21 protein-coding genes are annotated in these 23,434 nt (G+C 73.9%); 16 read left to right on the top strand and 5 right to left on the bottom strand.

Annotated features, from left to right (window positions below):
• Positions 1–2: 2 nt before the first annotated feature.
• Positions 3–530: a DUF3093 domain-containing protein gene (locus tag ABZU53_RS05250; RefSeq protein ID WP_355063980.1), complete on the bottom strand. Its 528-nt coding sequence runs from the start codon at positions 528–530 to the stop codon at positions 3–5.
• A gap of 90 nt (positions 531–620) precedes the next feature.
• On the opposite strand from ABZU53_RS05250, the gene dut reads away from it, so the two are divergent.
• The 4 genes from dut (at position 621) to ABZU53_RS05230 (ending at position 3,076) form a co-directional block, all read left to right on the top strand.
• Positions 621–1,157, top strand: coding sequence for a dUTP diphosphatase (gene dut, locus ABZU53_RS05245; protein WP_354862500.1), 537 nt, complete (start codon positions 621–623; stop codon positions 1,155–1,157).
• 25 nt (positions 1,158–1,182) lie between these two features.
• The gene (locus ABZU53_RS05240; RefSeq protein ID WP_354862498.1) at positions 1,183–1,857 is read left to right on the top strand and encodes a DUF3710 domain-containing protein; all 675 of its coding nucleotides are present in this window, start codon (positions 1,183–1,185) and stop codon (positions 1,855–1,857) included.
• Between the two features lie 126 nt (positions 1,858–1,983).
• On the top strand, positions 1,984–2,364 hold the full coding sequence (locus tag ABZU53_RS05235; protein WP_354862496.1) for an OB-fold nucleic acid binding domain-containing protein: 381 nt from the start codon (positions 1,984–1,986) through the stop codon (positions 2,362–2,364).
• 25 nt (positions 2,365–2,389) lie between these two features.
• On the top strand, positions 2,390–3,076 hold the full coding sequence (locus ABZU53_RS05230) for a DUF3159 domain-containing protein (protein ID WP_354862494.1): 687 nt from the start codon (positions 2,390–2,392) through the stop codon (positions 3,074–3,076).
• Positions 3,077–3,103: 27 nt separating this feature from the next.
• Here the strand turns inward: ABZU53_RS05230 and ABZU53_RS05225 are convergent, their stop codons facing one another.
• Both ABZU53_RS05225 and ABZU53_RS05220 read right to left on the bottom strand, forming a co-directional pair.
• On the bottom strand, positions 3,104–3,793 hold the full coding sequence (locus tag ABZU53_RS05225) for a TrkA family potassium uptake protein (RefSeq protein ID WP_234587936.1): 690 nt from the start codon (positions 3,791–3,793) through the stop codon (positions 3,104–3,106).
• 3 nt (positions 3,794–3,796) lie between these two features.
• Positions 3,797–4,462 carry a TrkA family potassium uptake protein gene (locus ABZU53_RS05220; RefSeq protein ID WP_266251020.1) on the bottom strand — a complete coding sequence of 222 codons (666 nt, stop codon included), beginning with the start codon at positions 4,460–4,462 and terminating at the stop codon, positions 3,797–3,799.
• Between the two features lie 173 nt (positions 4,463–4,635).
• Between ABZU53_RS05220 and ABZU53_RS05215 the strand changes: the two genes are divergently transcribed.
• From ABZU53_RS05215 to dxs, 3 genes are all read left to right on the top strand, one after another.
• Positions 4,636–6,705 (top strand): APC family permease, encoded by a 2,070-nt coding sequence (locus ABZU53_RS05215; protein WP_354862491.1) that lies wholly within the window; start codon positions 4,636–4,638, stop codon positions 6,703–6,705.
• A complete protein-coding gene (locus tag ABZU53_RS05210) occupies positions 6,698–7,984 on the top strand; it encodes a TRAM domain-containing protein (RefSeq protein WP_355063978.1) in 1,287 nt (428 codons plus the stop codon). Before ABZU53_RS05215 ends, ABZU53_RS05210 begins: the two co-directional genes overlap by 8 nt.
• Positions 7,985–8,065: 81 nt before the next feature.
• The gene (gene dxs, locus ABZU53_RS05205; protein WP_355063976.1) at positions 8,066–10,012 is read left to right on the top strand and encodes a 1-deoxy-D-xylulose-5-phosphate synthase; all 1,947 of its coding nucleotides are present in this window, start codon (positions 8,066–8,068) and stop codon (positions 10,010–10,012) included.
• Positions 10,013–10,136: 124 nt separating this feature from the next.
• On the opposite strand, the gene ABZU53_RS05200 is transcribed toward dxs, so the two are convergent.
• Positions 10,137–11,297 (bottom strand): hypothetical protein, encoded by a 1,161-nt coding sequence (locus ABZU53_RS05200; protein ID WP_355064056.1) that lies wholly within the window; start codon positions 11,295–11,297, stop codon positions 10,137–10,139.
• A gap of 593 nt (positions 11,298–11,890) precedes the next feature.
• Between ABZU53_RS05200 and ABZU53_RS05195 the strand changes: the two genes are divergently transcribed.
• On the top strand, positions 11,891–13,606 hold the full coding sequence (locus ABZU53_RS05195; RefSeq protein ID WP_355064055.1) for a hypothetical protein: 1,716 nt from the start codon (positions 11,891–11,893) through the stop codon (positions 13,604–13,606).
• Positions 13,606–15,408: a hypothetical protein gene (locus ABZU53_RS05190; protein ID WP_354858166.1), complete on the top strand. Its 1,803-nt coding sequence runs from the start codon at positions 13,606–13,608 to the stop codon at positions 15,406–15,408. The genes ABZU53_RS05195 and ABZU53_RS05190 overlap by 1 nt, the downstream gene beginning before the upstream one ends.
• Here the strand turns inward: ABZU53_RS05190 and ABZU53_RS05185 are convergent.
• Positions 15,405–17,300 carry a hypothetical protein gene (locus ABZU53_RS05185; protein WP_355064053.1) on the bottom strand — a complete coding sequence of 632 codons (1,896 nt, stop codon included), beginning with the start codon at positions 17,298–17,300 and terminating at the stop codon, positions 15,405–15,407. The two genes, ABZU53_RS05190 and ABZU53_RS05185, sit on opposite strands and share 4 nt — an antisense overlap.
• Before the next feature lie 117 nt (positions 17,301–17,417).
• Here ABZU53_RS05185 and ABZU53_RS05180 point away from each other — a divergent pair, with 117 nt between their 5' ends.
• The 7 genes from ABZU53_RS05180 to ABZU53_RS05150 all read left to right on the top strand — a co-directional run bounded on the left by ABZU53_RS05180 (position 17,418) and on the right by ABZU53_RS05150 (position 23,430).
• Positions 17,418–18,695, top strand: a complete 1,278-nt coding sequence (locus tag ABZU53_RS05180) for a PQQ-binding-like beta-propeller repeat protein (RefSeq protein WP_355063975.1) — start codon at positions 17,418–17,420, stop codon at positions 18,693–18,695.
• Positions 18,692–19,987: a PQQ-binding-like beta-propeller repeat protein gene (locus ABZU53_RS05175; RefSeq protein WP_355063974.1), complete on the top strand. Its 1,296-nt coding sequence runs from the start codon at positions 18,692–18,694 to the stop codon at positions 19,985–19,987. The genes ABZU53_RS05180 and ABZU53_RS05175 overlap by 4 nt, the downstream gene beginning before the upstream one ends.
• Before the next feature lie 85 nt (positions 19,988–20,072).
• Positions 20,073–20,741 carry a response regulator transcription factor gene (locus ABZU53_RS05170; protein WP_039907546.1) on the top strand — a complete coding sequence of 223 codons (669 nt, stop codon included), beginning with the start codon at positions 20,073–20,075 and terminating at the stop codon, positions 20,739–20,741.
• On the top strand, positions 20,738–21,919 hold the full coding sequence (locus tag ABZU53_RS05165) for a HAMP domain-containing sensor histidine kinase (RefSeq protein ID WP_354858158.1): 1,182 nt from the start codon (positions 20,738–20,740) through the stop codon (positions 21,917–21,919). Before ABZU53_RS05170 ends, ABZU53_RS05165 begins: the two co-directional genes overlap by 4 nt.
• Before the next feature lie 162 nt (positions 21,920–22,081).
• Positions 22,082–22,384, top strand: coding sequence for a VOC family protein (locus tag ABZU53_RS05160; RefSeq protein ID WP_355064051.1), 303 nt, complete (start codon positions 22,082–22,084; stop codon positions 22,382–22,384).
• A complete protein-coding gene (locus tag ABZU53_RS05155; protein ID WP_355063972.1) occupies positions 22,381–22,842 on the top strand; it encodes a VOC family protein in 462 nt (153 codons plus the stop codon). The genes ABZU53_RS05160 and ABZU53_RS05155 overlap by 4 nt, the downstream gene beginning before the upstream one ends.
• Before the next feature lie 36 nt (positions 22,843–22,878).
• Positions 22,879–23,430, top strand: a complete 552-nt coding sequence (locus tag ABZU53_RS05150; protein WP_354858154.1) for a levansucrase — start codon at positions 22,879–22,881, stop codon at positions 23,428–23,430.
• The last annotated feature ends 4 nt before the right edge of the window (positions 23,431–23,434 follow it).

The following is a 23,434-nucleotide window of genomic DNA, read 5'->3' as shown; positions in this document are numbered from 1 at the left end:
GGTCAGCCCGGCTCGCCGGCCGTACGGTCGGCCGGCCGGCCGGCGTCCCGCGCGGCCAGCACCGTCTCGGCCAACTCGACCGGACGCCTCGTGCTCACCACCCAGAACGGGGTCGGGTCGGCCGGGTCGTCGAGCACCACCTGCACGGCGCCGCCGATCCAGGGCCGCTGCACCACGAAGGCGAGTGGGTCCGCGCCCACCCCGAGCACCTCACGGCGGCCGGCCACGTCCAACGGGATCACGTCGGCCACGAAGCGCACCGGCAGCCGGGCGTCGTCCACCCGCAACTCGGCGTCGGCGACCGCGACGCGGATCCGGCCCAGCCACCACAGCCCGGCGGCGGTGACCGGCAGCAGCACCGCGAAGGGCAGCCAGGCCCGGACGCCGGGGCCGCCCATCCAGATCTCGACGGCCAGCAGCGCGGCGGCCACCAGCCCGGTCAGCCACAGCCACCAGGGCAGGTCCAGCCGTTCGGCGTACGCCGGACGGGCCGGGGTTGGCGGCCGATCGGCGGACGGGGAGGGCGACATGCTCACTCCTGCGAGGGTACGGCGCACGGCGGGCCGGCCAACCGGCAGGATGGCAGGGTCACCGGAGACAACCGGACGAAGAGGGGACCCGTGACCGACGTCGTACCCGTGCCCGTACGGCTGCTCGATGCCGAGCTGCCGCTGCCCACGTACGCCCATCCCGGCGACGCCGGGGCCGACCTGGTGGCCGCCGCGGACGTGGAGCTGCCGCCCGGCGGTCGGGCCCTGGTGCCCACCGGCGTGGCCGTCGCCCTGCCGGACGGCTACGTGGGCCTGGTCCACCCTCGGTCCGGCCTGGCGGCCAGGCTCGGCGTGACGGTGCTCAACGCGCCCGGTACGGTCGACGCCGGCTACCGGGGTGAGATCATGGTCAACCTGATCAACCATGATCGGGACACGCCCGCGAAGATCTCCCGTGGCGACCGGATCGCCCAGCTCGTGGTCCAGCGGGTCGCGCGGGCGCGGTTCGAGCCGGTGGCCGAGCTGCCCGGGTCCTCGCGCGGGGCCGGCGGGCACGGCTCGACCGGCGGGCACGCCGGGCTGGTGCCGTCACCGGCCGGCCAGGAGTGGGCCGACCAGCGGCCGGCCGAGCCGGGCCACGGGCAGACGGAAGAGGTGGCAGGGTGATTGTGAACAGCGGAGGGTGGGCGCAGTGATCTTCTCCCGAAAGCGGGCCGATGCCGGGCGGCACACCCGCGACGAGCGGACCACCGAGGTCCTCGACGAGGGCACCGGGACGTCGGCGCCGGCGCTCGTGCGCGGGCCGTACGACATCTCCGAGGTCGACGACGACGTGCAGCGACTCGACCTCGGCAGCCTGCACATCCCGGCGGTGGCCGAGGTGGAGGTGCGGGTGCAGGCCGACCCGCAGGGCGTGATCCAGCAGGTGGTGCTGGTGCACGGGGACAACGCGCTGCAGCTCGGCGTCTTCGCCGCCCCCCGGTCCGAGGGGATCTGGGACGAGGTGCGCGAGGAGATCCGACAGTCGCTGCTGAGCGACGGCGCCGCCGCCCAGGAGGTCGAGGGCGAGTACGGCCCGGAGCTGCACGCCCAGGTGCGCACCCCGGACGGCCCGACGAACCTGCGGTTCGTCGGCGTCGACGGGCCGCGCTGGATGGTCCGGGGCGTCTTCCAGGGCCCGGTGGCCACCGACCCGGCCAGCGCCGGCCCGCTCGCCGAGTGCCTGGACGGCCTGGTGGTCGACCGTGGCCAGGAGGCGAAACCGGTCCGTGAGCCGCTGCCGCTGCGACTGCCCCGCGAGATCGCCGACCAGGCCGACGCCGAGGGCGGGGACACGTCCGCCGCCGCCGAGCCCCGCCAGGTCTGACCGAGCGCCCACCGGCCCGCCGGAACCGGCCCCGTCGGCGTACGCTGGCGGGACGGTTCCGGCGTCGCCGGAGCTGGGCCGGTGCCGGCCAGCGCCGGCGAGCGTGGAGAGGGTGACGCGGAGGTCATGAAGACCGACGAGAGCCGGGTGTCGCTGCGGCGCATCCTGCAACGGTTCACCGCCAGCGAGGCCGAGATCGACGCGCAGGAGCTGCGGCAGGAGAGCGCCGATTGCGGCGGTGTCCTGGCCCAGCAGTGCTCCCGGGGCCAGCTGGTCTCGGTCGCCGGTCGGCTGCGCACCGTGGTCTACACGCCGCGCACCAACCTGCCCACCCTCGAGGCCGACCTGTACGACGGCAGCGACGTCGTCACCCTGGTCTGGCTGGGCCGGCGGCACATCTCCGGGATCGAGCCGGGGCGGCACCTGACCGCGCGCGGCCGGGTGGCCATGCGCGACGACCGCAAGGTCATCTACAACCCGTACTACGAGCTGGACTCGCCGAAGTGACGGCACCGCGGACGGAAGGCCGGGCATGACCACGGGACAGCACCGGGCAGCACAGCCGGAGACCGATCCTCCGCAGGACGACGAGCCGCTGCCCACGATCGCCGAGCAGATGGCCGACCAGCTCGGCGGCTGGCGGGGGCTGGTCGAGTCCAGCATCCCGGTGGTCGTCTTCGTGCTCGCCAACATCATCGGCGACCTGCGGCCCGCCGTGATCGCCTCGGTGGCCGTCGCGCTGCTGATCGCCGGGTTGCGGCTGGCTCAGCGCCGGCCGATCCGGCACGCGGTCAACGGGCTGTTCGGGGTGGGCATCGGCGCCGCCATCGCCTGGCGCACCGGTGACGAGCGGGATTTCTACCTTCCCGGCATCCTCTACGGCATCGGCTACGGCATCGCCCTGCTGATCTCGGCGGCCATCCGGCAGCCCCTCGTCGGGTGGATCTGGTCGGTGCTGGTCGCCAAGGGCCGCTCCGAGTGGCGGGCCGACCCGAAGCTGGTGCACGTCTTCACCCGGCTGACCGTGCTCTGGGGCGTGGTGTGGCTCGCCAAGGTGGGCGTGCAGGCCGGGCTCTACCTGGCCCACCAGGACACCGCGCTGGGCGTGGCCCGGCTGGCGCTGGGCTACCCCCCGTACGCGCTGCTGCTGCTCATCACCGTCTGGACAGTGCGCCGGGTCACCCGGGAGCCGCAACCGACCCCGCTGCCCGGCGCCTGAGCGACCGCGCCGCCCGCGCCCGACGGCTCAGTGTGAGCCGCGGGTCCGCTCGACGCTGTCCGGGCCGAGGATGACCGCGCGGACATCGTCCTCCACCTCGGCGGTGCAGACGAAGATCAGCTCGTCGCCGGCCTCGATGGGGTCGTCCGGGCTGGGCACCAGGACGCGCTTGCCGCGCAGGATCGCCACCAGGGCGGAGTCGCGGGGCAGCGGCACCGCGTGCAGGGGCTGACCGACGTAGGGAGCGGTCGGCGGGAGGGTGATCTCGACGAGGTTCGCCTCGCCCTGCCGGAAGGTCATCAGCCGGACCAGGTCGCCGACGGTGACCGCCTCCTCGACCAGGGCGGCCATCACCCGGGGCTTGCTCACCGCGACGTCGACGCCCCACTGCTCGGTGAAGAGCCACTCGTTCTCCGCCCGGTTGACCCGGGCCACCACCCGGGGCACCGCGAACTCGGTCTTGGCCAGCAGCGACAGCACCAGGTTGGTCTTGTCGTCACCGGTGGCCGCGACCACCACGTCGCAGCCGGCGACGTTGGCCTCCTCCAGGCTGGCCACCTCGCACGCGTCGGCGAGCACCCACTCGGCGGCCGGCACCCGGTCCGGCCGGAGCATCTTCGGCTGCCGTTCGATCAGCATCACCTGGTGGCCGTTCTCGATCAGCTCCTGGGCGATCGAGCGGCCCACGTTGCCGGCGCCCGCGATGGCGATCCGCATGGCTCAGTGCCCCCCTTCCGGCGGGGTCGCCGCCACCGACGTGACCGTCGCCACGATGTCGTCGCTGACCAGCATGAACACCTGGTCACCCTCCTGTACGACGGTGGACGCGGTGGGCAGCGTGCCGATGCCGAAGCGGATCAGGTAGGCCACCCGAGCACCGGATGCCTCCTCCAGGACGCGCACCGGCCGGCCGATCCACTCCTTGTGCACCGGCACCTCGACGATCGACACGGTGCTCGTGGGGTCGCGGAAGATCTCCACGTTGCCCTCGGGCACGAGGTGCCGCAGCATCCGGTCGGCCGTCCAGCGCACCGTCGCCACAGTGGGAATGCCCAGCCGCTCGTAGACCTGGGCCCGGCGCTGGTCGTAGATCCGGGCCGCGACCCGGGACACGCCGAACGTCTCACGGGCCAACCGCGCCGAGATGATGTTGGAGTTGTCGCCGCTGGAGACGGCCGCGAAGGCGTCCGCGCGCTCGATGCCGGCCTGACGCAGCACCTCGCCGTCGAAGCCCGCCCCGGTCACCGTGATCCCGGCGAAGTCGGGGCCGAGCCGGCGGAAGGCGTCGGCGTCCTGGTCGATCACCGCCACCGAGTGCCCCCGGGACTCCAGGCTGTGGGCGAGGGTCGACCCGACCCGGCCACATCCCATGATCACGACGTGCACGCTGTCCCTCCCAAGGTGCGTACCGCTGCCGCTGGCCCTTTCGCCGCCGGTGGCTCCGAGTTCGAGCCTGCCACGTCCGGGTCGACAGCGGGACCGACCGTACCGCGTCCTGTCGGCCGACGGTGATCGCCCACCCCCGCGTTCTCACCGTGGTGGTCGTACCCTTGGCGTTCGTGGCCAGACCCACCTCGCTGCTGAAGCGACTGCTGCTCGGTCGACCGTTCCGGTCCGACCGACTGCAGCACACCCTCCTGCCGAAGCGCATCGCGCTGCCCGTGTTCGCCTCCGACGCGCTGTCCAGCGTCGCGTACGCGCCTGACGAGATCCTGCTGACCCTGTCCATCGCCGGGGCGTCGGCGTTCCTGTTCTCCCCGTGGATCGCCCTCGCGGTGGTCGTGGTGATGCTCACGGTGGTGGCCAGCTACCGGCAGAACGTGCACGCCTACCCCTCCGGCGGCGGCGACTACGAGGTGGCCACGGTCAATCTCGGGCCGAAGTTCGGGGTCGGGGTGGCCAGCGCCCTGCTGGTCGACTACGTGCTCACGGTGGCCGTGTCGGTCTCCTCCGGCGTGGCGAACCTCGGCTCGGTGGTGCCGTTCGTGGCCACCCACAAGGTCATGATCGCGGTGCTCGCAGTGATCCTGCTGACCGCGGTCAACCTGCGCGGGCTGCGCGAGTCGGGCACCGCGTTCGCCATCCCCACGTACGGCTTCGTGATCGTGATGGGCGCGATGCTGCTCACCGGGCTGTTCCGCGTCTTCGTGCTGGGCGACGACCTGCGTGCGCCCAGTGCCGACCTGGTCATCCAGGCCGAGCACAGCGTGACCGGTTTCGCGCTGGTCTTCCTGCTGCTGCGGACGTTCAGCTCGGGCGCCGCCGCACTCACCGGTGTCGAGGCGATCTCCAACGGCGTGCCCGCGTTCAAGGCGCCGAAGAGCCGCAACGCCGCCACCACGCTGCTGCTGCTGGGCGCGATCGCGGTGAGCCTGCTCGTCGGGATCATCTGGCTGGCCCGGCTGACCCACCTGCAGTTCGTCGAGGACCCGGCCCTGCAGATCGTCTCGGGCCCCGACGGGTACGTGCAGAAGACGGTGACCACCCAGCTCGGCGAGACGGTCTTCGGCTCCGGCTCGTTCCTGCTCTACGTGGTGGCCGGGATGACCGCGCTCATCCTCTTCCTGGCCGCGAACACCGCGTTCAACGGCTTCCCGGTGCTCGGCTCGATCCTCGCCCAGGACCGCTACCTGCCCCGCCAGTTCCACACCCGGGGCGACCGGCTGGCCTTCTCCAACGGCATCACCTTTCTCGCCCTCTTCGCGATCGTGCTGATCGTCGGGTTCCAGGCCGAGGTGACCCGCCTCATCCAGCTCTACATCGTCGGCGTCTTCGTCTCGTTCACCGTCTCCCAGGCCGGCATGATCCGACACTGGAACCGACGCCTGCGCACCGAGCGGGACCCGGAGGCGCGCAAGCGGATGCACCGCTCCCGGGCCATCAACACCTTCGGCATGGGTCTGACCGGCACGGTGCTGGTGATCGTCCTGATCACCAAGTTCCTGCTCGGCGCCTGGATCGCGATCGCGGCGATGGCCGTGATCTACGCGCTGATGCTGGCCATCCGCCGGCACTACGACCGGGTCGCCACCGAGCTGACCCCACCGGACGAGGGCCGGGCCGTGCTGCCCGCCCGGAACCACGCGATCGTGCTGGTCAGCAAGCTACACCAGCCGACGCTGCGGGCCATCGCGTACGCCCGGGCCACCCGGCCGGACACGCTGACCGCGGTGACCGTCAACGTGGACGAGAAGGACACCCGCGACCTGCAGGCCGACTGGGAGCGGCGGGAGATGGCGATCCCGCTCACCGTGGTCGACTCGCCGTACCGGGAGATCACCCGGCCGATCCTGGACTTCGTCGCCTCGACCCGTCGTACGTCACCGCGCGACGTCGTCACCGTCTTCATCCCGGAGTACGTGGTGGGACGCTGGTGGGAGAACCTGCTGCACAACCAGAGCGCGCTGCGCCTCAAGGGCCGGCTGCTCTTCGAACCGGGGGTGATGGTGGTCAGCGTTCCGTGGCAGCTCGCCTCGACCGCGAGCAAGAACCTGGACCGGCTGGACGCCACGCTCTCCCGTACCCCCGCGCGCGGGCCGCGGGGCACCGTGCCTGCCGCGGTCACCGCGCCGCCGCCGGACGAGTCCGGCCCGGTGGACAGCGAAACGGTCGGGAACGGCCGTGACTGAGCGGACCGCGGCGGCCTCGCCACCCGTCGGGGCCGAACGTGGCCTGGCGGAGGCGGAGCGGGTCGAGCTGACCGTCGACGCGGTCGCCCCCGGCGGGCACTGCGTGGCCCGGGTGGACGGGCAGGTGGTGTTCGTCCGGCACGCGCTGCCCGGCGAGCGGGTGATCGCCGAGGTCACCGAGGTGCACCGCGGGTTCGTCCGGGCCGACGCCGTGACCGTGCTGGAGCCCTCACCGGACCGGGTGGAGCCGCCCTGCCCGTACGCGAGGCCGGGCGCCTGCGGCGGCTGCGATCTGCAACACGTCGCCCCGGACGCGCAACTGGCCTGGAAGACCGCAGTGGTGCGCGAGCAGTTGGTCCGCCTCGGCGGGCTCACCGACGCCGAGCTGGACCTGCTCGGCGTCCAGGTCGAGGCGCTGCCGGGCGGGCTCCTGGGCTGGCGTTCGCGGGTCCGCTACGCGGTCGACGCCGCGGACCGCGCCGGCCTGCTCAAGCACCGCTCGCACGAGGTCGTGCCGATCGACCGCTGCCGGATCGCCCACCCGGCCATCCAGCAGCTGCCGGTGCTCACCCCGACCGGCACGCGCTGGCCGGCGGCCGAGGCGGTGGAGACCGTCGCCAGCACCGGCGGGGACGTGAGCGTCGCCGAGGTCCGCGACGGGGTGGCCACGCCGGTGAGCGGGCCGACCGAGGTCCGCGAGGTGGCCGCCGGGCGGGACTGGGCGCTGCCCGCGTCCGCCTTCTGGCAGGTGCACCCGGCGGCGGCGGACACCCTGTCCACGGCCGTGCTGGAGCTGCTCGACCCGCGTCCGGGCGAGGTGGCCTGGGACCTCTACGGCGGCGCCGGGCTGTTCGCCGCCGGGCTGGCCGCCCGGGTCGGCGCGTCCGGTCGGGTGACCCTGGTGGAGGCTGCCGAACAGGGCGTCGCCGCCGCCCGGGAGAACCTGGCCGACCTGCCCCGCGTGGAGGTGGTGGCGGCCCGGGTGGAGACCGCGCTGGCCCGTCGACGGATCACCGGCCCGGTCGACGTGGTGGTGCTCGACCCGCCGCGCTCCGGCGCCGGCGCTCCGGTGGTGCGCGCGCTGGCCGCCGCCGGTCCGCGGGCGGTCGCGTACGTGGCCTGCGACCCGGCCGCCTTCGCCCGGGACGTGCGCACCTTCGCCGAGCTGGGCTGGCGGCTGGCCGCGCTGCGCGGCTTCGACCTGTTTCCGATGACCCAGCACGTCGAGCTGGTGGGGCTCCTGCTGCCGGCCGACGCGCCCGTTGTGGATCGGCCCTGACCAGGCGCTCAGCCGCCCGCTGCGGTGCGCGCGGCTCGGGCCAGGCTGCGGAGTGTCGGACGGCCGATAGACTCTCCGGTCATGAGTGTTGAAGAGGACACGGCCAACCACGGTCGGTTGCTGGGGACGGTACGCGGTCCGCAGGACGTCAAGCGGATGTCGGGCGAGGAGCTGGATGTGCTCGCCGCGGAGATTCGGGACTTCCTGATCGCCAAGGTCTCCCGCACCGGCGGGCACGTCGGGCCCAACCTCGGTGTGGTCGAGCTGACGCTGGCCATGCACCGCGTCTTCGACTCCCCCCGGGACCGGCTCCTGTTCGACACCGGCCACCAGGCGTACGTGCACAAGATCCTCACCGGGCGCCAGGCCGGCTTCGACAAGCTCCGCCAGCGCGGCGGCCTCTCCGGCTACCCCAGCCAGGCGGAGAGCGAGCACGACCTCATCGAGAACTCGCACGCCTCCACCGCGCTCTCCTACGCCGACGGCCTGGCCAAGGCGTACGCCCTGCGGGGCGAGGCGCGCAGCGTCGTGGCAGTGGTCGGCGACGGCGCGCTGACCGGCGGCATGTGCTGGGAGGCGCTGAACAACATCGCCACCGCCGGCAACTCCCTCGTCATCGTGGTCAACGACAACGGCCGGTCCTACTCGCCGACCATCGGCGGTCTCGCCGACCACCTCTCCTCGCTGCGGCTCAACCCCGGCTACGAGAAGGTCCTCGACACGGTCAAGGACGCTCTCGGCTCGACGCCGCTGGTCGGCAAGCCGATGTACGAGGTGCTGCACGCGGTCAAGAAGGGCATCAAGGACGCGGTCGCCCCGCAGGCCATGTTCGAGGACCTCGGCATCAAGTACGTCGGTCCGGTGGACGGGCACGACGTGGCGGCCGTCGAGTCGGCGCTGCGCGCGGCGAAGAACTTCGGCGGCCCGGTGATCGTGCACGCCGTCACCCGCAAGGGGTACGGCTACCGCCCGGCCGAGGAGGACGAGGCGGACTGTCTGCACGGCCCCGGCAGCGCCTTCGACGTGGAGACCGGCGCGCTGCTGGCCGCCCCCTCGGTGAAGTGGACCCACGTCTTCGCCGACGAGCTGCTGGCCGTGGCCGACGAGCGGCCGGACGTGGTGGGCATCACCGCCGCCATGGCCGAGCCGACCGGCATCGCCAAGCTGGCCCGCAAGTACCCCGAGCGGGTGTACGACGTGGGCATCGCCGAGCAGCACGCCGCCACCTCGGCGGCCGGCCTGGCGCTCGGCGGTCTGCACCCGGTGGTCGCGGTCTACGCCACCTTCCTCAACCGCGCCTTCGACCAGGTCCTGCTGGACGTGGCGATGCACAAGCTGCCGGTGACCTTCGTGCTGGACCGGGCGGGCATCACCGGCCCGGACGGCCCCAGCCACTACGGCATCTGGGACATGTCGGTCTTCGGCGTGGTTCCCGGCCTGCGGATCGCCGCTCCCCGGGACGCCGCCACGCTGCGCGAGGAGCTGCGTGAGGCGCTGGCCACCGACGACGGCCCGACCGTCGTGCGGTTCCCGACCGGCGCGGTCGCCGCGGACCTGCCGGCGCTGCGCCGGGTCGGCCCGGTCGACGTGCTGGCCGAGTCGGCGCGTACCGACGTGCTGCTCGTCGCCGTCGGCTCCTTCGGCCAGCTGGGCATGGAGGTCGCCGCCCGGGTCGCCGAGCAGGGCTACGGCGTCACAGTCGTCGACCCCCGCTGGGTCCGCCCGGTCCCGGCCGAGCTGGTCGAGCTGGCCGCCCGGCACCGGCTCGTGGTCAGCGTCGAGGACGGCGTCCGCGTCGGCGGAGTCGGCGACGCTCTCGGCCAGGCCATGCGGGACGCCGACGTCCGGGTGCCGCTCAAGGACCTGGGCGTACCGGCCGACTGGCACCCGCACGGCACCCGCGCGCAGATCCTCGCCGACCTCGGCCTGACCGCCCAGGACGTCGCCCGCAACGTCACCGGCTGGATCTCCGGCCTGGACGCCACCCCGGACCGGCTGACTCCCACGAAGACCCCGGCCCAGAACTGACCCGGCTCGACCGACGGCGGGCGGCCCCTACGGGCCCGCCCGCCGTCGGCGTGCGGCCCTCCCGCCTAGCTCGATCGTGCACTTCCGGTCGCCGTGCGGGGCAGAAAGTGCACGATCGCGAGGGCTAGCGGGAGCGGGGCGACACGGAGCGGTAGTGGGTCTTGTCGGTGTTGGCCAGGCTGTAGGTCTGGGTGCTGGCCGGCTCGGGGACGACCACCAGGCCGGGGCGCTCCACCAGCAGCGGGGTGCCGGGCGGCACCGAGAGGGAGCTGTCCCGGGTGGCCCGCCAGCTGAGCACCACAAGCGGCTGGCCGGGCACCGGCAGCTGGTACGTCTGCAACGGCGTGGCCCGGTCGGCCGGTGAGACCACCGGCGCGCTCCCGTCCGCCGGCCGGTAGACGACCGCGGTCATCGTGCCGGCGTCGGTGTCCCAGCTGAGCTGCTGCAACTCGGCCGGCTCGCCGCCGCCGAGAGCCACCTCACCGAGCGAGCGGACCGAGAGCTTCGCCATCGGCCAGGACGTCGGCACCGACTTCGGCGCGTCCCGGTCGCCGATCCGGCGCGGAATGCTGCCGAACGGACCCCGCTCGCCGGCCAGCACGCAGGTGTCCAGGCCGGTGAGCGCCCGCCGGCCCGCGCCGGACTCGTCACGAACCAGCGGATAGCGCGGGTCGGTCGTGCCGGTGCCCAGGTCGAGCAGCCGGTCGGCGGCCCGCCCGCGGGGCAGCGACTCGGTGGCCCGCAGGGTCGCCGTCACGCCGACCGCCGTGCAGGCCGGCACGTCGACCGGGGCGCTGAGGCCGTCGGCGACGGTCAGCGCCCGGCCCTGCGGCCCGAGCAGTTGCTGCACCCGGGCGGAGACCAGGTAGCGCCGACCACCTGCCGTCTGCACCGGCAGGACGTCGGAGTAGACCAGGTAGCCGGGGTCGGTGTACTCGGTGGCGCGGGCGATCGCGTACCGGCCGTCGTCGCCGGTGAGTTGCAGCAGCCAGGAGGCGCTCTCACCGGGCACGTCGGCCGCGACCAGGGCCACCGGCGCCCCGTCGACCCGGCCCGAGAAGAGGATGCCGGACGAGGGCAGGTGCGCCCGGTCGTCGGCCGGCGAGCGCCAGTCGCGGACGGCCCTGGTGACCGCCGCCGTCGCCGCCGCGTCACCGGCCAGGTCGCCCCGGGGCGGCCACACCGCCAGCGTGCCGTCGAGGCTGTCGTACCCCACCCGCAGGTCGCGGGGCGTGCGCTCCGCCACGGGACCGCACGCGGTGGCGGTCAACAGCGCGGTCAGCAGGACGCTGAGCGCCCTGCCGTGCCGGCGGCCCGGAGTCACCTGATCCGCCCCCGATCGCCTCGCCGTCGTTGTGGGAAAGCGCCATAGTACGAGATGTCCGACGCGACGCTGCCGCTGGCCGGCCCCGCACCCACCACAATGGACGTCACCGGGGCTTTAGTGCCTTTTCGCCGCTCGGGTAGACTCCGCCGACTGTGACGCCTGCCGAGTCCCGCGCCCTGTCCGCGCCGCACCCGGAGGCGGCCGGCCCCGACGAGACAGTGAGCCACCACACTCCCACCGCTTCCCGGGCCAGGGCCGTCGGCGCTCCCGGCGGCTCCGCTGCTCCGGCCGCCCGTGCCGGTGCCGGCGTGGGCACCGTTCAGCGCGAGCCCGAGCCCGCACCGGCCACGACTGCGGTCGCCGCCGCGCCGGCCGAAGCCCCACCGGCAGCGCCGGTCGAGACTCCGGCAGCGCCGCCGGCCCGAGCCACCCCGACTGGCGTACCCGTCGAAGTCACCCCGGCTGGCGTACCCGCGCACGGGGACGGCGACGAGGGGACTGCCGGGCCGCGCCGACGTCGGTGGGCCCGCTGGACCCGGCGACGGCAGCACCTGGCGGTCGGCGCGCTGTTCCTGCTCGCCGCGCTCTGGGTGACCAGCCGGATCTGGCTGGACCCGGCCGGCCGGGTGGCGTCGCTCTACACCGGAGACCCGGCCCAGGTGCAGTTCTTCCTCGCCCACTCGGTGCGGGTGGTGCTGCACGGCGAGTACCCGTTCTACACCGAGCAGTTCAACTACCCCGACGGCGTCAACCTGATGGCCAACACGGCGGTGCTGGCGCTGGGCATCCCGATGGTGCCGGTGACCCTGCTGTTCGGGCCGGCGGTGTCCTTCGTGGTGCTGGTGACGCTCGGCCTCGCCGGCACCGCGATGGCCTGGTACCTCGTGCTGCGCCGCCACGTCGTGCGTACGCCGCTCGCGGCCGCGGCGGGCGGCTGGTTCTGCGGGTTCTCCCCGGCGATGCTCTCGCACGCCAGTTGGCACCCGAACATCATCAGCCAGTTCCTGCTGCCGTTCATCGTCTGGCGGGTGCTGGTGCTCACCCGCTCGCGCCGGCCGGTCCGCGACGGTGCCCTGCTCGCCCTGCTCGTCACCGCGCAGGCGTTCATCAACGAGGAGATCCTGCTCTTCACGGCGCTGGCCTGCGGGATCTTCCTGCTCGCGGTGGTGGCCCAGGAGCCGGCCCGCTGGCGGGCGGCGTGGCGACCGCTGGCCGCCGGCCTCGCCGCCTGCGCGCTGCTGGCCGGGGCGCTGCTGGCGTACCCGCTGTACGTGCAGTTCGCCGGGCCGATGGCGTACCACGGGCTCAGCGACGCCGTGCAGGACTACGGCAACGACATCGCCGCCTTCTTCGCCCCCGGCTCGGCCACCCTCGGCGGCAACCAGCGGGCCAACGTCAACCTGGCCCCGAACTACTCCGAGGAGAACGCCTTCTTCGGCTGGAGCCTGTCGCTGCTCGCCGTCGGCGTCGTGGTGTGGCTGCGGCGGGAGATGGTCGTGCGGGCGCTCGCCGCGACCGGTGGCTTCTTCGCCCTGCTCTCCCTCGGCGAGCGGATCTCCTGGTGGGACCGGGAGCTGATCACCGGGCCGTGGGAGTTGCTGGTGCACCTGCCCCTGCTGGACGCGGTCGTGCCGACCCGGTTCGGCCTGATCACCACTGTGGTCATCGGTCTGCTGCTCGCGCTCGCCGTCGAGCGGGCCTGGGAGCTGCGCCCGGCCGACCGGCGTACCGTCCGGACGCTCACCGCCGCCGGCCTGGCGTTCGCGCTGCTGCCGATCGCCCCGATGCCGCTGCGGATGGTGTCCCGGCCGCCGGTGCCGGAGTTCATCACCGCCGACCGCTGGCGGGCGTACGTCGGCCCGGACCAGACGCTGGTGCCGATCCCGGTGCCCAGCATGGGCAACACCCACGGCATGCGTTGGGCGGCGGCCACCAACCTCGACTTCAAGATCCCGGGTGGCTACTTCCTCGCCCCCCGCAACGGCAACACCGGCGACCCCGGTCGGTTCGGCGGCCGGCCCAGCGGGGTGGGCCAACTGCTGGAGGAGGTGGCGACCACCGGCCGGACCCCCAAGCTGGACGACCGGCAGCGTCGGCGCTTCACCGACGAGCTGCGGCACTGGCACGCGGCGATCCTGGTGCTGCCGGTTCGTCAGCAGCACGTCGAACCGCTGCGGCGTACCGTCGAGGAGTTGGTCGGCCCCGGTCGCCAGGAGCTGGACGTCTGGGTGTGGGACGTTCGGACGCTGACCGACCGCTCGGTCTGATGTCCACCGGAACGACGTCGTCGCCGACGGAGACGGCGACGGTCGGTCCGCCCACCGCGCGCCCACCCCGGCCGGCGTGGCTGCCGGACGCGTTGGTCATCGCCGGCTACCTGGGGCTGGCGGTGCTGCTGACCAGCGCCCAGTGGGGCCACCCCGGGCGGCTGTTCCACCAGGCCGGCGACCAGGTGCTCTTCGAGTGGATGCTGGCCCACGCGGCACACGCCGTCGTCGCGGGGGAGAACCCGCTCTTCAGCACCGCCCTGAACGCGCCGGACGGGGTCAACCTGATGGCGAACACCTCGGTGCTCGGCCTCGGTGTCCCGCTGGCCCCGGTCACGCTGCTGTTCGGCTCGCAGGCGGCGTTCTGCGTGGCGGTGGTCGGCTGCCTCGCCGGCACCGCCACGGCCTGGTACGCGCTGCTGCGCCGTCGACTGGTCACCGCCCGCTCCGCGGCGGCGCTCGGCGGGCTGGTCTGTGGCTTCGCCCCCGGCATGATCGCCCAGGCCGGGGCGCATCTGCACGTGGCCGCCCAGTTCCTGCTACCGGCGATCCTCGCCCTGGTGTTCCGTCCCGGGTCGAGCCCGCGCCGGGTGTGGCGGCCCGGTGTCGGCCTCGGGCTGCTGCTCGTGTGGCAGGTGTTCATCGGCGAGGAGGTGCTCGTCTTCCTGGCGCTCGCCGCCGGGGTGTTCGCGCTGGGCTACGCCCTCGCCGACCGGGCCGCGGCCCGCCGCCTCGCGCCGGCCCTGCTCGGTCGACTCGCGGTGGCGGCCGTGGTGGCGGTGACGCTGCTGGCGTACCCACTGTGGTTCCAGTTCCACGGGCCGCAGCACTACACCGGGATGGCCTTCGCCGCGCACGGCTTCCAGCTCGACGCCGCGTCGTTCACCGCGTCGGCCCGGCAGACCGTGCTCGGTGACGACTGGCTGCCGGGGCTGCTCTCACCGAACCCGACCGAGGAGAACTCGTTCTTCGGCCCCGGCCTGCTGGTGCTCGCCGTGGTCATCGTGATCTGGCTGTGGCGACGGCCGCTGGTCCGCGCGCTGGCCGGCTGCGGTGTCGTCTTCGCCCTGCTGTCGCTCGGCACCGACCTGCGGGTGGACGGCAACGCCACAGGCGTCGCGGGCCCGTACCGGCTGGTCGCCGGGTTGCCGCTGCTCGACCTCGCGGTGCCGGCCCGGTTCGCGCTGGTCTGCGTGCCGGTGCTGGGTGTCCTGGTGGCGCTCTTCGTGGACCGGGTGCGGGCGGCTCGCCGGTCACCGGCCGTGCCGGGACTGCCGGTACGACTGCTGGGGGCGGGAGCGGTGGCCGCCGCGCTGCTGCCGCTGACGCCGACGCCGATCCGGGCGGTGCCGGTCGCGCCGGTGCCGGGGTTCGTCGCCGACGGCGGGTGGCGGTCGCTGGTGCCTGCGGGCCGGACCGTGGTGGCGGTGCCCCCGGTGACCGGCGCCGCGCTGAGCCCGGTGATGCTCTGGTCCGCCCGCACCGGCCTGGCGTTCCGCGCCCCGGGCGGGTACTTCATCGGGCCGAGTGGTCCGGACGACCCGGCGGCCCGCTGGGGCGCCCCGGACCGGCCCACCGCCGTGCTGCTGCGCCGGGTCGCCGAGACCGGCGCGGTGCCGGTGCTCACCGAGGCCGACCGCCGCCAGGCCGTCGACGACCTGCGGCACTGGCGGGCCGCCGTGGTGGTGCTCGGCCGGTCGACGCACGACGAACCGGTCCGCCGGACAGTCGAGGAGCTGCTCGGCCCCGGCCGCCCGGTCGACGGCGGGTGGCTGTGGGACGTCCGGACGCTGGTCGGCTAGCGCTGATCCACAAGCGCGCGGACATCCCAGACCCAGACGTCGTCGACCCGCTGCGGCGGCCCGATCAGTGCGGTGACCAGCTCGCGTAGCACCGCCTCGCGCGGGTGTGCGCCGAGCACCACCACCGACGCCCGCCAGAACCGGAGGTCCTCGACGGCCTGGCGGCGGTTCTCGTCGGTGAGGACGGGGACCGCGTTGGCGTCCATCGTGGAGTAGATGAGGCTGCTGGTGGGCCGGTTCGGTGCGCCGAAGACGCCCTCGCCCAGCTCGTTGGGGCCGATGAAGTAGCCGCCCGGGACGGGGAACTCCTGCCCGGTCAGGGCACTCCAGCGCAGCGTGGGCAGGCCGTGCACGTTGCTCGGGATCGGCACCGGCACGAGGGTCCGGCCCTCCGGCACGTACGGTCGCCAGCCGCCGGCGGTGATGAAGTGCGGCGGCGGGTCGATCTGCTGGGCCGGCAGCGGTCGGGGGAAGAGCGGCAGCAGGGCGAGGGCGACCGCCGCGTACCCCAGCGGGCGCAGCCACCGGCGACGCGGCGCGACCGGCGCGGCCGCGGCCGGCTCGTCGGACGTCGCCGGCTCCCCGGCGCGCGGTGCCGGCACGCGGCCCGGCGCCGCCACCGGGCGGCCCTGTCGGTGCGCCGCGTCCCAGGTCAGCGCCAGCAGTACGCCCACCGCGGCGGCGACCACCAGGGTCAACCGGGTCGGCATCATCATCTCGACCAGGGGCAGGTCGTCCGGCACGTACGACCAGGGGCCGCGCACCCCGGTCTCCACGCCGTCGAAGCGCACCCGCGGCCCGATCGCGGCCACCGTGAAGACCACGATCAGCACCGCGACGATCCGGGCGGCCAGCGAACGGCGCACCAGCAGCACGAGGGCCACCACCGACAGCAGCACCAGCGGCCAGCCGAACCAGGTGTTCTGCTCGGTCATGCCGATCGTCTGCTCCACCGCCGGGTCGCCCGCCCAGGTGTCCCGAGCGAAGGTCACGAACGCGACCAGGTCCTCGCCCCAGTTGTGGAACACGCCACCCTGCAGCCCGCGGTAGGACTGCGGGCCGTTGAACTGGAACCAGATCGGGTACGCCGCCAGCAGCAGCGCCAGCCCACCGGCGACGCCCATCCCGGCGAGGAACGGCCCGGCCGCGGCGCGCGTCGCCCGTGGCCGCTGCACCGCGTACGCCAGCACGACGACCAGGCAGGCCAGCGCGGTGAGCAGCAGCATCTCCTCGTTGATGAAGATCTGGTAGGTCACCAGCACCCCGAGCGCCAGCCCGTTGCGCCGCCACCGGCCCGGCTCGCCCATCCGCAGCACCCGCACCACGATCAACGGCAGCAGGAAGTTGGACACGAAGTTGGGCTGGCCGTTGGCGTGGTGGATGATGCCCGGCGCGAAGCCGAGGAACGCCCCGCCGACGAAGGCCGCCGCCCGGGAGCGCACCAGGTGCCGCGAGAGCATCCAGTAGGCGGTGCCGGCGGTGGCCGCCAGAGCCCCACCCAGATAGAGCGCGTACGTGACCTGCGGACCGAACAGCATCGTCAGTGGCGACAGCGGCAGGGTCACCCCGAGCAGCGAGGTGTTGGCCATCATGTTCACCCCGTCCGGGGCGTTCTGCCGGGCCGTGAACAGCGGGTTCTCCAGGTGCTGCACCGAGTACGCGCCGTGCGCGAACAGCCACTCGAACCAACTGTGGTCGGTGGGCAGGTGCGAGGACACCCGGCCGGTCACGTCCCCCCAGTAGTGGAGGCAGACGAAGACGCCCAGCACCACATAGGCTCCGAGGGCCAACAGGTCGGCTCGGGCCGGACGGCGTCGAGGCCGCCGTGTCGGCTCGGCCTCGGCCGGCTCGGCGTCGGTCACGGGATTCAGCGAGGGGTCTACCACCGGCACAGCCACGACGCGCCATCGTACAGGCGAGGATGCGTCGCTTTTGCCGGGCCGGTACGCCCACGGCCGGTTTGCCGGGGCCGCCCCCGGCCGACCCGACCGGCGATGGAGGGACGGCCGTTGTCGATCATCGAGCTGGGCGAGGTCCGGGACGAGCCCGAGTCGCGGGCGACGGCCCGCCGACCGCGCGCCGCCGGCCGTCGGCTGCGCAGCGCGGCGGTGCTGCTGCTGGCCCTCGTCACGCTGGCCAGCGCGACCCCGGTGCGGCAACGGATCGTGACGTCGGTGCCGGCCTCGCCGGGCGCCTCGGTGTACCTCACCGAGGACGCCATCGTCGTGGTCGACACGTCGACTCCCATCGGCGACCGGTACCTGACCGCCTACGGCCGTCCCGGGCCGAGGGGCGGGGACAGCGTGCGGCGCCGGTGGCGCGCACCGCTGGAACGCAGCGGCGACTTCCTGGCGGTCTGGGGCGACCGCGGGATGCTGCTGGCGGTGGGTGCCAGCACCGCGAACGGGGTGCTGGAGACCACCGCCTTCGACGCCGGGACGGGCCAGCGGCGCTGGCGCCAGCCGGGAATCGCCAGGCGAACGGCCGACGGGGGCCTGCTCCTCGCGAACGACCTGGGCGACGGGCCGGGCACGGTGAGCCGGGTGGTGCCCGACACCGGCCGGGTGCTCTGGTCGGTGCCCATCCCGTCCGGCAGCCCCGACTACCACGGGCCGGCGGGTCAGGTCGACCAGATCGTGTTCGTCCAGCCGACCGGTGAGCTGCAGGTGTACGACGCCGGCAGCGGCGACCTGCTGCGCAGCGTCGACACGTTGCCCGGTGCCCGGTCGGCGTTCCAGCGGGTGCAGGTCGTGGACGACCTCGTGCTGCTCGTCCCGCCCGGCAGCACCGGGCTGGTCGCCTTCCGGCTGCCCGGACTGGACCGGGTGTGGACGTCGTCGGTGCCGCTGGTGGCCTGGGCGGTCCCGTGTGCGGACCTGCTCTGCACGGTCCAGCAGACCGGCGCCATCCAGACCATCGACCCCGCCACCGGCGCCGTTCGCTGGTCGGACCCGGGGCCGGACACGTTGGTCGACGTCCGGCGGGACATGTTGCTGGTGGCCGCGCCCGAGCAACGGTACGCGGTGCGGGACGCGCAGACCGGGCGGGAACGCGCTGAGCTGGGCCGGTGGCAGCTGGTGGACCAGCTACGCCGCGACGACCCGCTGGTCGGCGTACGCCCGACGCCCGACGGCCGGCTCGTCGTCGCCGAGCTGGACCTCACCGCCGGTCGGACGCGGATCCTGGACGTGCTGCCGGGCGTGGTCGGTGGGTGCCAGGCGGCGCTGCCCGTCCTGCTCTGCCGCCGCCTCGACGGCTCGACCGCGCTGTGGCGGTTGCCCCGGTGACCGGTCCGGTGATCGATCTCGGGGAGCTGCGGCACGGGCCGGACCCCGACACCGTCCGGCTGCCCCGCCCGCCGCTGGCCCGGCAGCGGTCCCTGCGCTGCGCGCTGGTCCTGCTGCTGGTGCTCGCCGGCCTCGCCGGTTCGGGGCCGTTGCACCGGCGCGAGGTGGTGACGGTGCAGGCCGAGCTCGGCGCCGACGCGCTGGTCTCCGACGACCTCTTCGTCCTCGTCGAGCCGCTCGGCCGCACGGGGCAGCGGCGGATCACCGCCACCTGGCTGCCCGGCGGCGAGCCGGCCTGGCAGGTGCCGTTGCCGACCGAGGGCCGGTACTGGGGAGTCGCGCAGCAGGGCGAGACGCTGCTGGTCACCGGCCACGAGGTCGGCCCGGACAGTCAGGGGACGCTCACGATGGCGCTGGACCGCCGGACCGGGGCGTACCGCTGGCAGCAGCCCGGCAACCCCGCCGCGCTTCCCGACGGCAACATCCTCATGTGGTCCGCCGGCAGCGACGACCAGCTGGGCACCCTGCGCGGGGTCGACCCGTGCTGCGGGACCGTGCGCTGGCAGGTGCCGATCAGCCCCGGCGGTGAGTTCGTCTTTCACGACGGCGAGCACGGGGTGGACCGCGTGGTCGTCGTCCGCCTGCGCGGGTCGACCGAGGTCCGCGACGCGACCACCGGCGCGGTGCTGGCCCGCACCGACCTGGGCGCCTCCGGCGGTGGGTCCAGCCTGTCCGTGCAACTGGCGGACGACCTGCTGCTCACCATTGGCGGTCCGTCGGCCACGATCACCGCGTACGGGCTCGACGACCTGCGCCAGCGGTGGCGTGTGCCCGCCGGCGAGGCGCTGTACGCGTCGGGCTGCGGCGTCGTCATCTGCGTGCAGACCCGCTCCGGCGGGCTGCGGGCGCTCGACACCGCCACCGGTCGGGACCTCTGGGGGAGCGACCGCTGGGGGTGGGTCTGGCCCTACGCCGGTCGGCTGGTGGCCACCACGGTGAGCAGCGCCGGGCCGGGCGCGGAGGAACTCGTCGTGCTCGACCCACCGACCGGCCGGGTGCTGGCCGAGCTGGGTCGGTGGGAGCTGGCCCGGTTCGCCCTCGGCGACCCGCTGATCGGCGTACGCCGCCATCCCGACGGGGGCCTGCTCGTCGCCGAGCTGGACGTCGCCGGTGGCCGGGCACGGATGCTGGACGTGTTGCGGGACGCGACCGGGGACTGTCAGGCCCTCACCGGGCGACTGCTCTGCCGGCGCCGAGACAGCGCGTACGGGCTGTGGCGGTTGCCTGGCTGACCACCGCCGGGTCGGTGCGGGCGGCGAGGGAGGATTGTTGCCCGCCGGCACTAGGTTGTCGGTGGTCAGCAGCGAGGAGGCCGGGATGCGGGTACTGGTGGTGGAGGACGAACGCAACCTCGCCGACGCGATCGCGCGTGGATTGCGCAAGCGGGGCATGGCGGTGGACGTGGCGTACGACGGCGACGCCGGCCACGAGGCGGCGTTCGTCACCCGGTACGACGTGGTGGTGCTCGACCGCGACCTGCCCGGCGTGCACGGCGACCAGATCTGCGCCGACCTCGCCGCCTCCGGGGCGCTGACCCGGGTGCTGATGCTGACCGCGAGCGGCACCGTGGCCGACCGGGTGGAGGGGTTGCAGCTCGGGGCGGACGACTACCTGCCCAAGCCGTTCGCGTTCGACGAGTTGGTCGCCCGGGTGCAGGCACTGGGCCGGCGGGCCACCCCGGCCGCGCCGCCGGTGCTCGAACTGGCGGACCTGGTGCTGGACCCGGCCCGCCGGGTCGCCACCCGCGCCGGTGTGCCGATGGACCTGACGAACAAGGAGTTCGGAGTGCTCAGTGAGCTGCTCAAGGCCCGGGGCGCGGTGGTGTCCAGCGAGGAGCTGTTGGAGCGGGTGTGGGACGCCAACACCGACCCGTTCACCACAATCGTCCGGGTGACCGTCATGACGCTGCGTCGAAAGCTCGGCGACCCGCCGTTGATCGAGACGGTGGTGGGGGCCGGCTACCGCACGGCCGAGGTCCTGCCGTGAGCCGGCCGGGGCGGTTGCGACCCACTCTGCGGTTGCGGCTGACGCTGCTCAACGGGGTGCTGCTGGTCGGCGCGGGCGCGATCCTGGTGCTGCTGGCCTGGCTGCTGGTCCGTGACGCGCTGCGGCCCACCGACGAGCTGCTGCCCGGCACGACGGTGCTGCTCTCCGACGGTGGGCGGATGGACGCCGCCCAGTGGCAGCGGGAGCTGGTCGACGCCGCCTCCGGGGAGCTGCTGGCCAAGGGCCTGGTCGCGTTGTTGGCGATCAGCGTGGTCGGGGTGGCCGGCGCGTACGCCGTGGCCGGCCGCGCCCTGCGGCCCCTGCACCAGGTGACCGCGACCGCCCAGCGGCTCGGCGAGGCGACGCTGGACCAGCGGATCGGCTACTCGGGCGCGGACGACGAGGTCGCCGAGCTGGCCAAGACGTTCGACGCGATGCTGGACCGGATCGCGTCCGCGTTCGAGGCGCAGAAGCGCTTCGTGGCCAACGCCTCGCACGAGCTGCGGACCCCGCTCGCCGTCATGCGGACCGAGATCGACGTGACGCTCAGCGACGACGACGCGGACGCCGCCGAGTACCGCCGGATGGCGACCGTCGTCCGGGACGCCTCGGAGCGGGCGAACAGCCTGGTGGACGCGCTGCTGGTGCTGGCCCGCAGCGAGGCGCAGGCCGGGCGGCGGCTGGGCCGGCGTACCGAGTGCGACCTCGCGACGGGCACCGCCAACGCGCTGTCGGCGATGCGCCGCGAGGTGGAGCGGATCGGCCTGCGCGTGCAGACGTCGCTGGAATCCGCGCCGGTGGTCGGCGATCCGGGGTTGCTCGACCGGCTGGCCGGCAACCTGATCGAGAACGCGGTCCGCTACAACCACCTGCACGGTCGGCTCTGGGTGCGTACCGGCACCGACGGCGACCGCTCGTGGCTGGTGGTGGGCAACACCGGTTTCGAGGTCGACCAGGCCGACGTGCCCGGACTGTTCGAGCCGTTCCGGCGCGGTGGCCGGGAACGCACCGGGGCGCGCGGCTCCGGCCTGGGCCTGTCCATCGTCCGGGCGGTCTGCCAGGCGCACGGCGGCACCGTCCGGGTGATCGCCCAGCCCGGCGGCGGCCTGGAGGTGACGGTCACCCTGCCGACCGCGGACGCCCCGGCGGTGACCGGTGCGGTGACCACCACCGGCTGAACGGGGTTGCACACGGCGCTCGGCCGGTGGCAAGATCACGCCGTCAGCTCGGAGGCGAAGGGGGGTACGTCGATGTCCACCAGTCAGGGCTCCGCACCCCGGGTCGTCGCCGGCTGACCCCGGGCAGCGGAGCGTCCCCATCCGAGCATGGAGGGACCACCCGTGTATCCACGGATCCGCAACATCAGTTTCGACTGCCACGACACGTACTCCCTGGCCGGCTTCTGGTCGGCGGTGCTCGGCTACGCCCGGCACAGCGAGGACGTCCCGGGTGATCCGGAGGCGGTAATCCGCGACGAGGAGATCGAGCGGGTGCTCGGCCTCGGCGCCACGATGGTCGCCGACCGGCGGCATGCCGACGGGACGGGTTGGGCGGTGCTGGCCGACCCGGAGGGCAACGAGTTCTGCGTGCTGCGCAGCGCCGGGGAACGTGTCGCCATCACCACTGTGGAGGACCAACCGTGAGTTCCACGATCCACAACATCAGCTTCGACTGCCGCGACACGTACGCCCTGGCCGGTTTCTGGTCGCAGGTCTTCGACTGCCCCCGGCAGCCCGACGACTTCCCAGGCGACCCGGAGGCGATGCTCCTGCCGCCGGGCGGGCCGGAGGTGCTGTTCATCGCCGTGCCCGAGGGCAAGGCGGTGAAGAACCGACTGCACCTGGACCTGGAGCCGGCCGACCGGTCGCGGGCCGACGAGGTCGAGCGGCTGCTCGGCATCGGCGCGGTGCACGTCGCGGACCAGATCCGGCCGGACGGCTCCGGCTGGGTGGTGCTCGCCGACCCGGAGGGCAACGAGTTCTGCGTGCTGCGCAGCGCGGCCGAGCGGGCCGCGTCACCGGCGGGCGTCGCGGCGACGGGTGACGTCGAGCCGGTCCAGGCGCTGGAGACGGCCGCCGGGGATCCTGTCGCGTCGCCGTGATCCACGGGACGGCGTAACAGGTTGGCGTGGTGTTGGATGAGCGACCACAGCAGCCAGATGAAGGATGTGTGGGCAGATATGGACACGACGGCGACCGAGCCGGTGCAGGCGTACCTCACCGCGACCGGCGAGCGGCTTCGGGCCGACGGCTGCGAGGTGCGGACCGAGGACTGGGGCGGCGTACCGGTGCTGATCGGCTACCGGGGCGACTTCAGGATGCGGTGGATGGCGACCAAGCTGCACCTGTTCACGGTGGCCGCGCCGACGACGCTGGTCACGGCGGACGCCCTGCAGAGGTTCACCGCCACGGCGATGGACTACGTGTTGGCCCGCAAGGGGCAGCTGCGTGGCTTTCAGAACGGCGTGGCCGTGTTCCCCGCCCTGGTCGGCACTCAGGTCGAGCCGGCGGCCTCGGCGTGGGCGCAGGGGGGCCAGCAGATGAAGTTCGCCGCGGTGGCCCGTCCGGTGGCGGTGGACGCCGGCAGCGGCACGGCCAGCGCGTACCGCGGCAATCCGGCGCTCGGCTTCATCTACGCGGCCCACCTGCGGAGCAAGTTGAACGCGTACTTCCCGGTGGCCGGAGCCTGAGCGG

The organism is Micromonospora sp. NPDC005194 (genome assembly GCF_040608335.1).
GTDB lineage: Bacteria > Actinomycetota > Actinomycetes > Mycobacteriales > Micromonosporaceae > Micromonospora.
This window is presented reverse-complemented; position numbering and strand designations above follow the sequence as displayed.

Bases quoted from the DNA above. Each gene is read 5' to 3' on its own strand.
- ABZU53_RS05170 (WP_039907546.1), top strand. From the start codon at position 20,073: ATGCGGGTACTGGTGGTGGAGGACGAACGCAACCTCGCCGACGCGATC.
- ABZU53_RS05230 (WP_354862494.1), top strand. From the start codon at position 2,390: ATGACCACGGGACAGCACCGGGCAGCACAGCCGGAGACCGATCCTCCG.
- ABZU53_RS05250 (WP_355063980.1), bottom strand. From the start codon at position 530: ATGTCGCCCTCCCCGTCCGCCGATCGGCCGCCAACCCCGGCCCGTCCG.
- ABZU53_RS05235 (WP_354862496.1), top strand. From the start codon at position 1,984: ATGAAGACCGACGAGAGCCGGGTGTCGCTGCGGCGCATCCTGCAACGG.
- ABZU53_RS05150 (WP_354858154.1), top strand. From the start codon at position 22,879: ATGAGCGACCACAGCAGCCAGATGAAGGATGTGTGGGCAGATATGGAC.
- dxs (WP_355063976.1), top strand. From the start codon at position 8,066: ATGAGTGTTGAAGAGGACACGGCCAACCACGGTCGGTTGCTGGGGACG.
- ABZU53_RS05225 (WP_234587936.1), bottom strand. From the start codon at position 3,793: ATGCGGATCGCCATCGCGGGCGCCGGCAACGTGGGCCGCTCGATCGCC.
- ABZU53_RS05190 (WP_354858166.1), top strand. From the start codon at position 13,606: ATGTCCACCGGAACGACGTCGTCGCCGACGGAGACGGCGACGGTCGGT.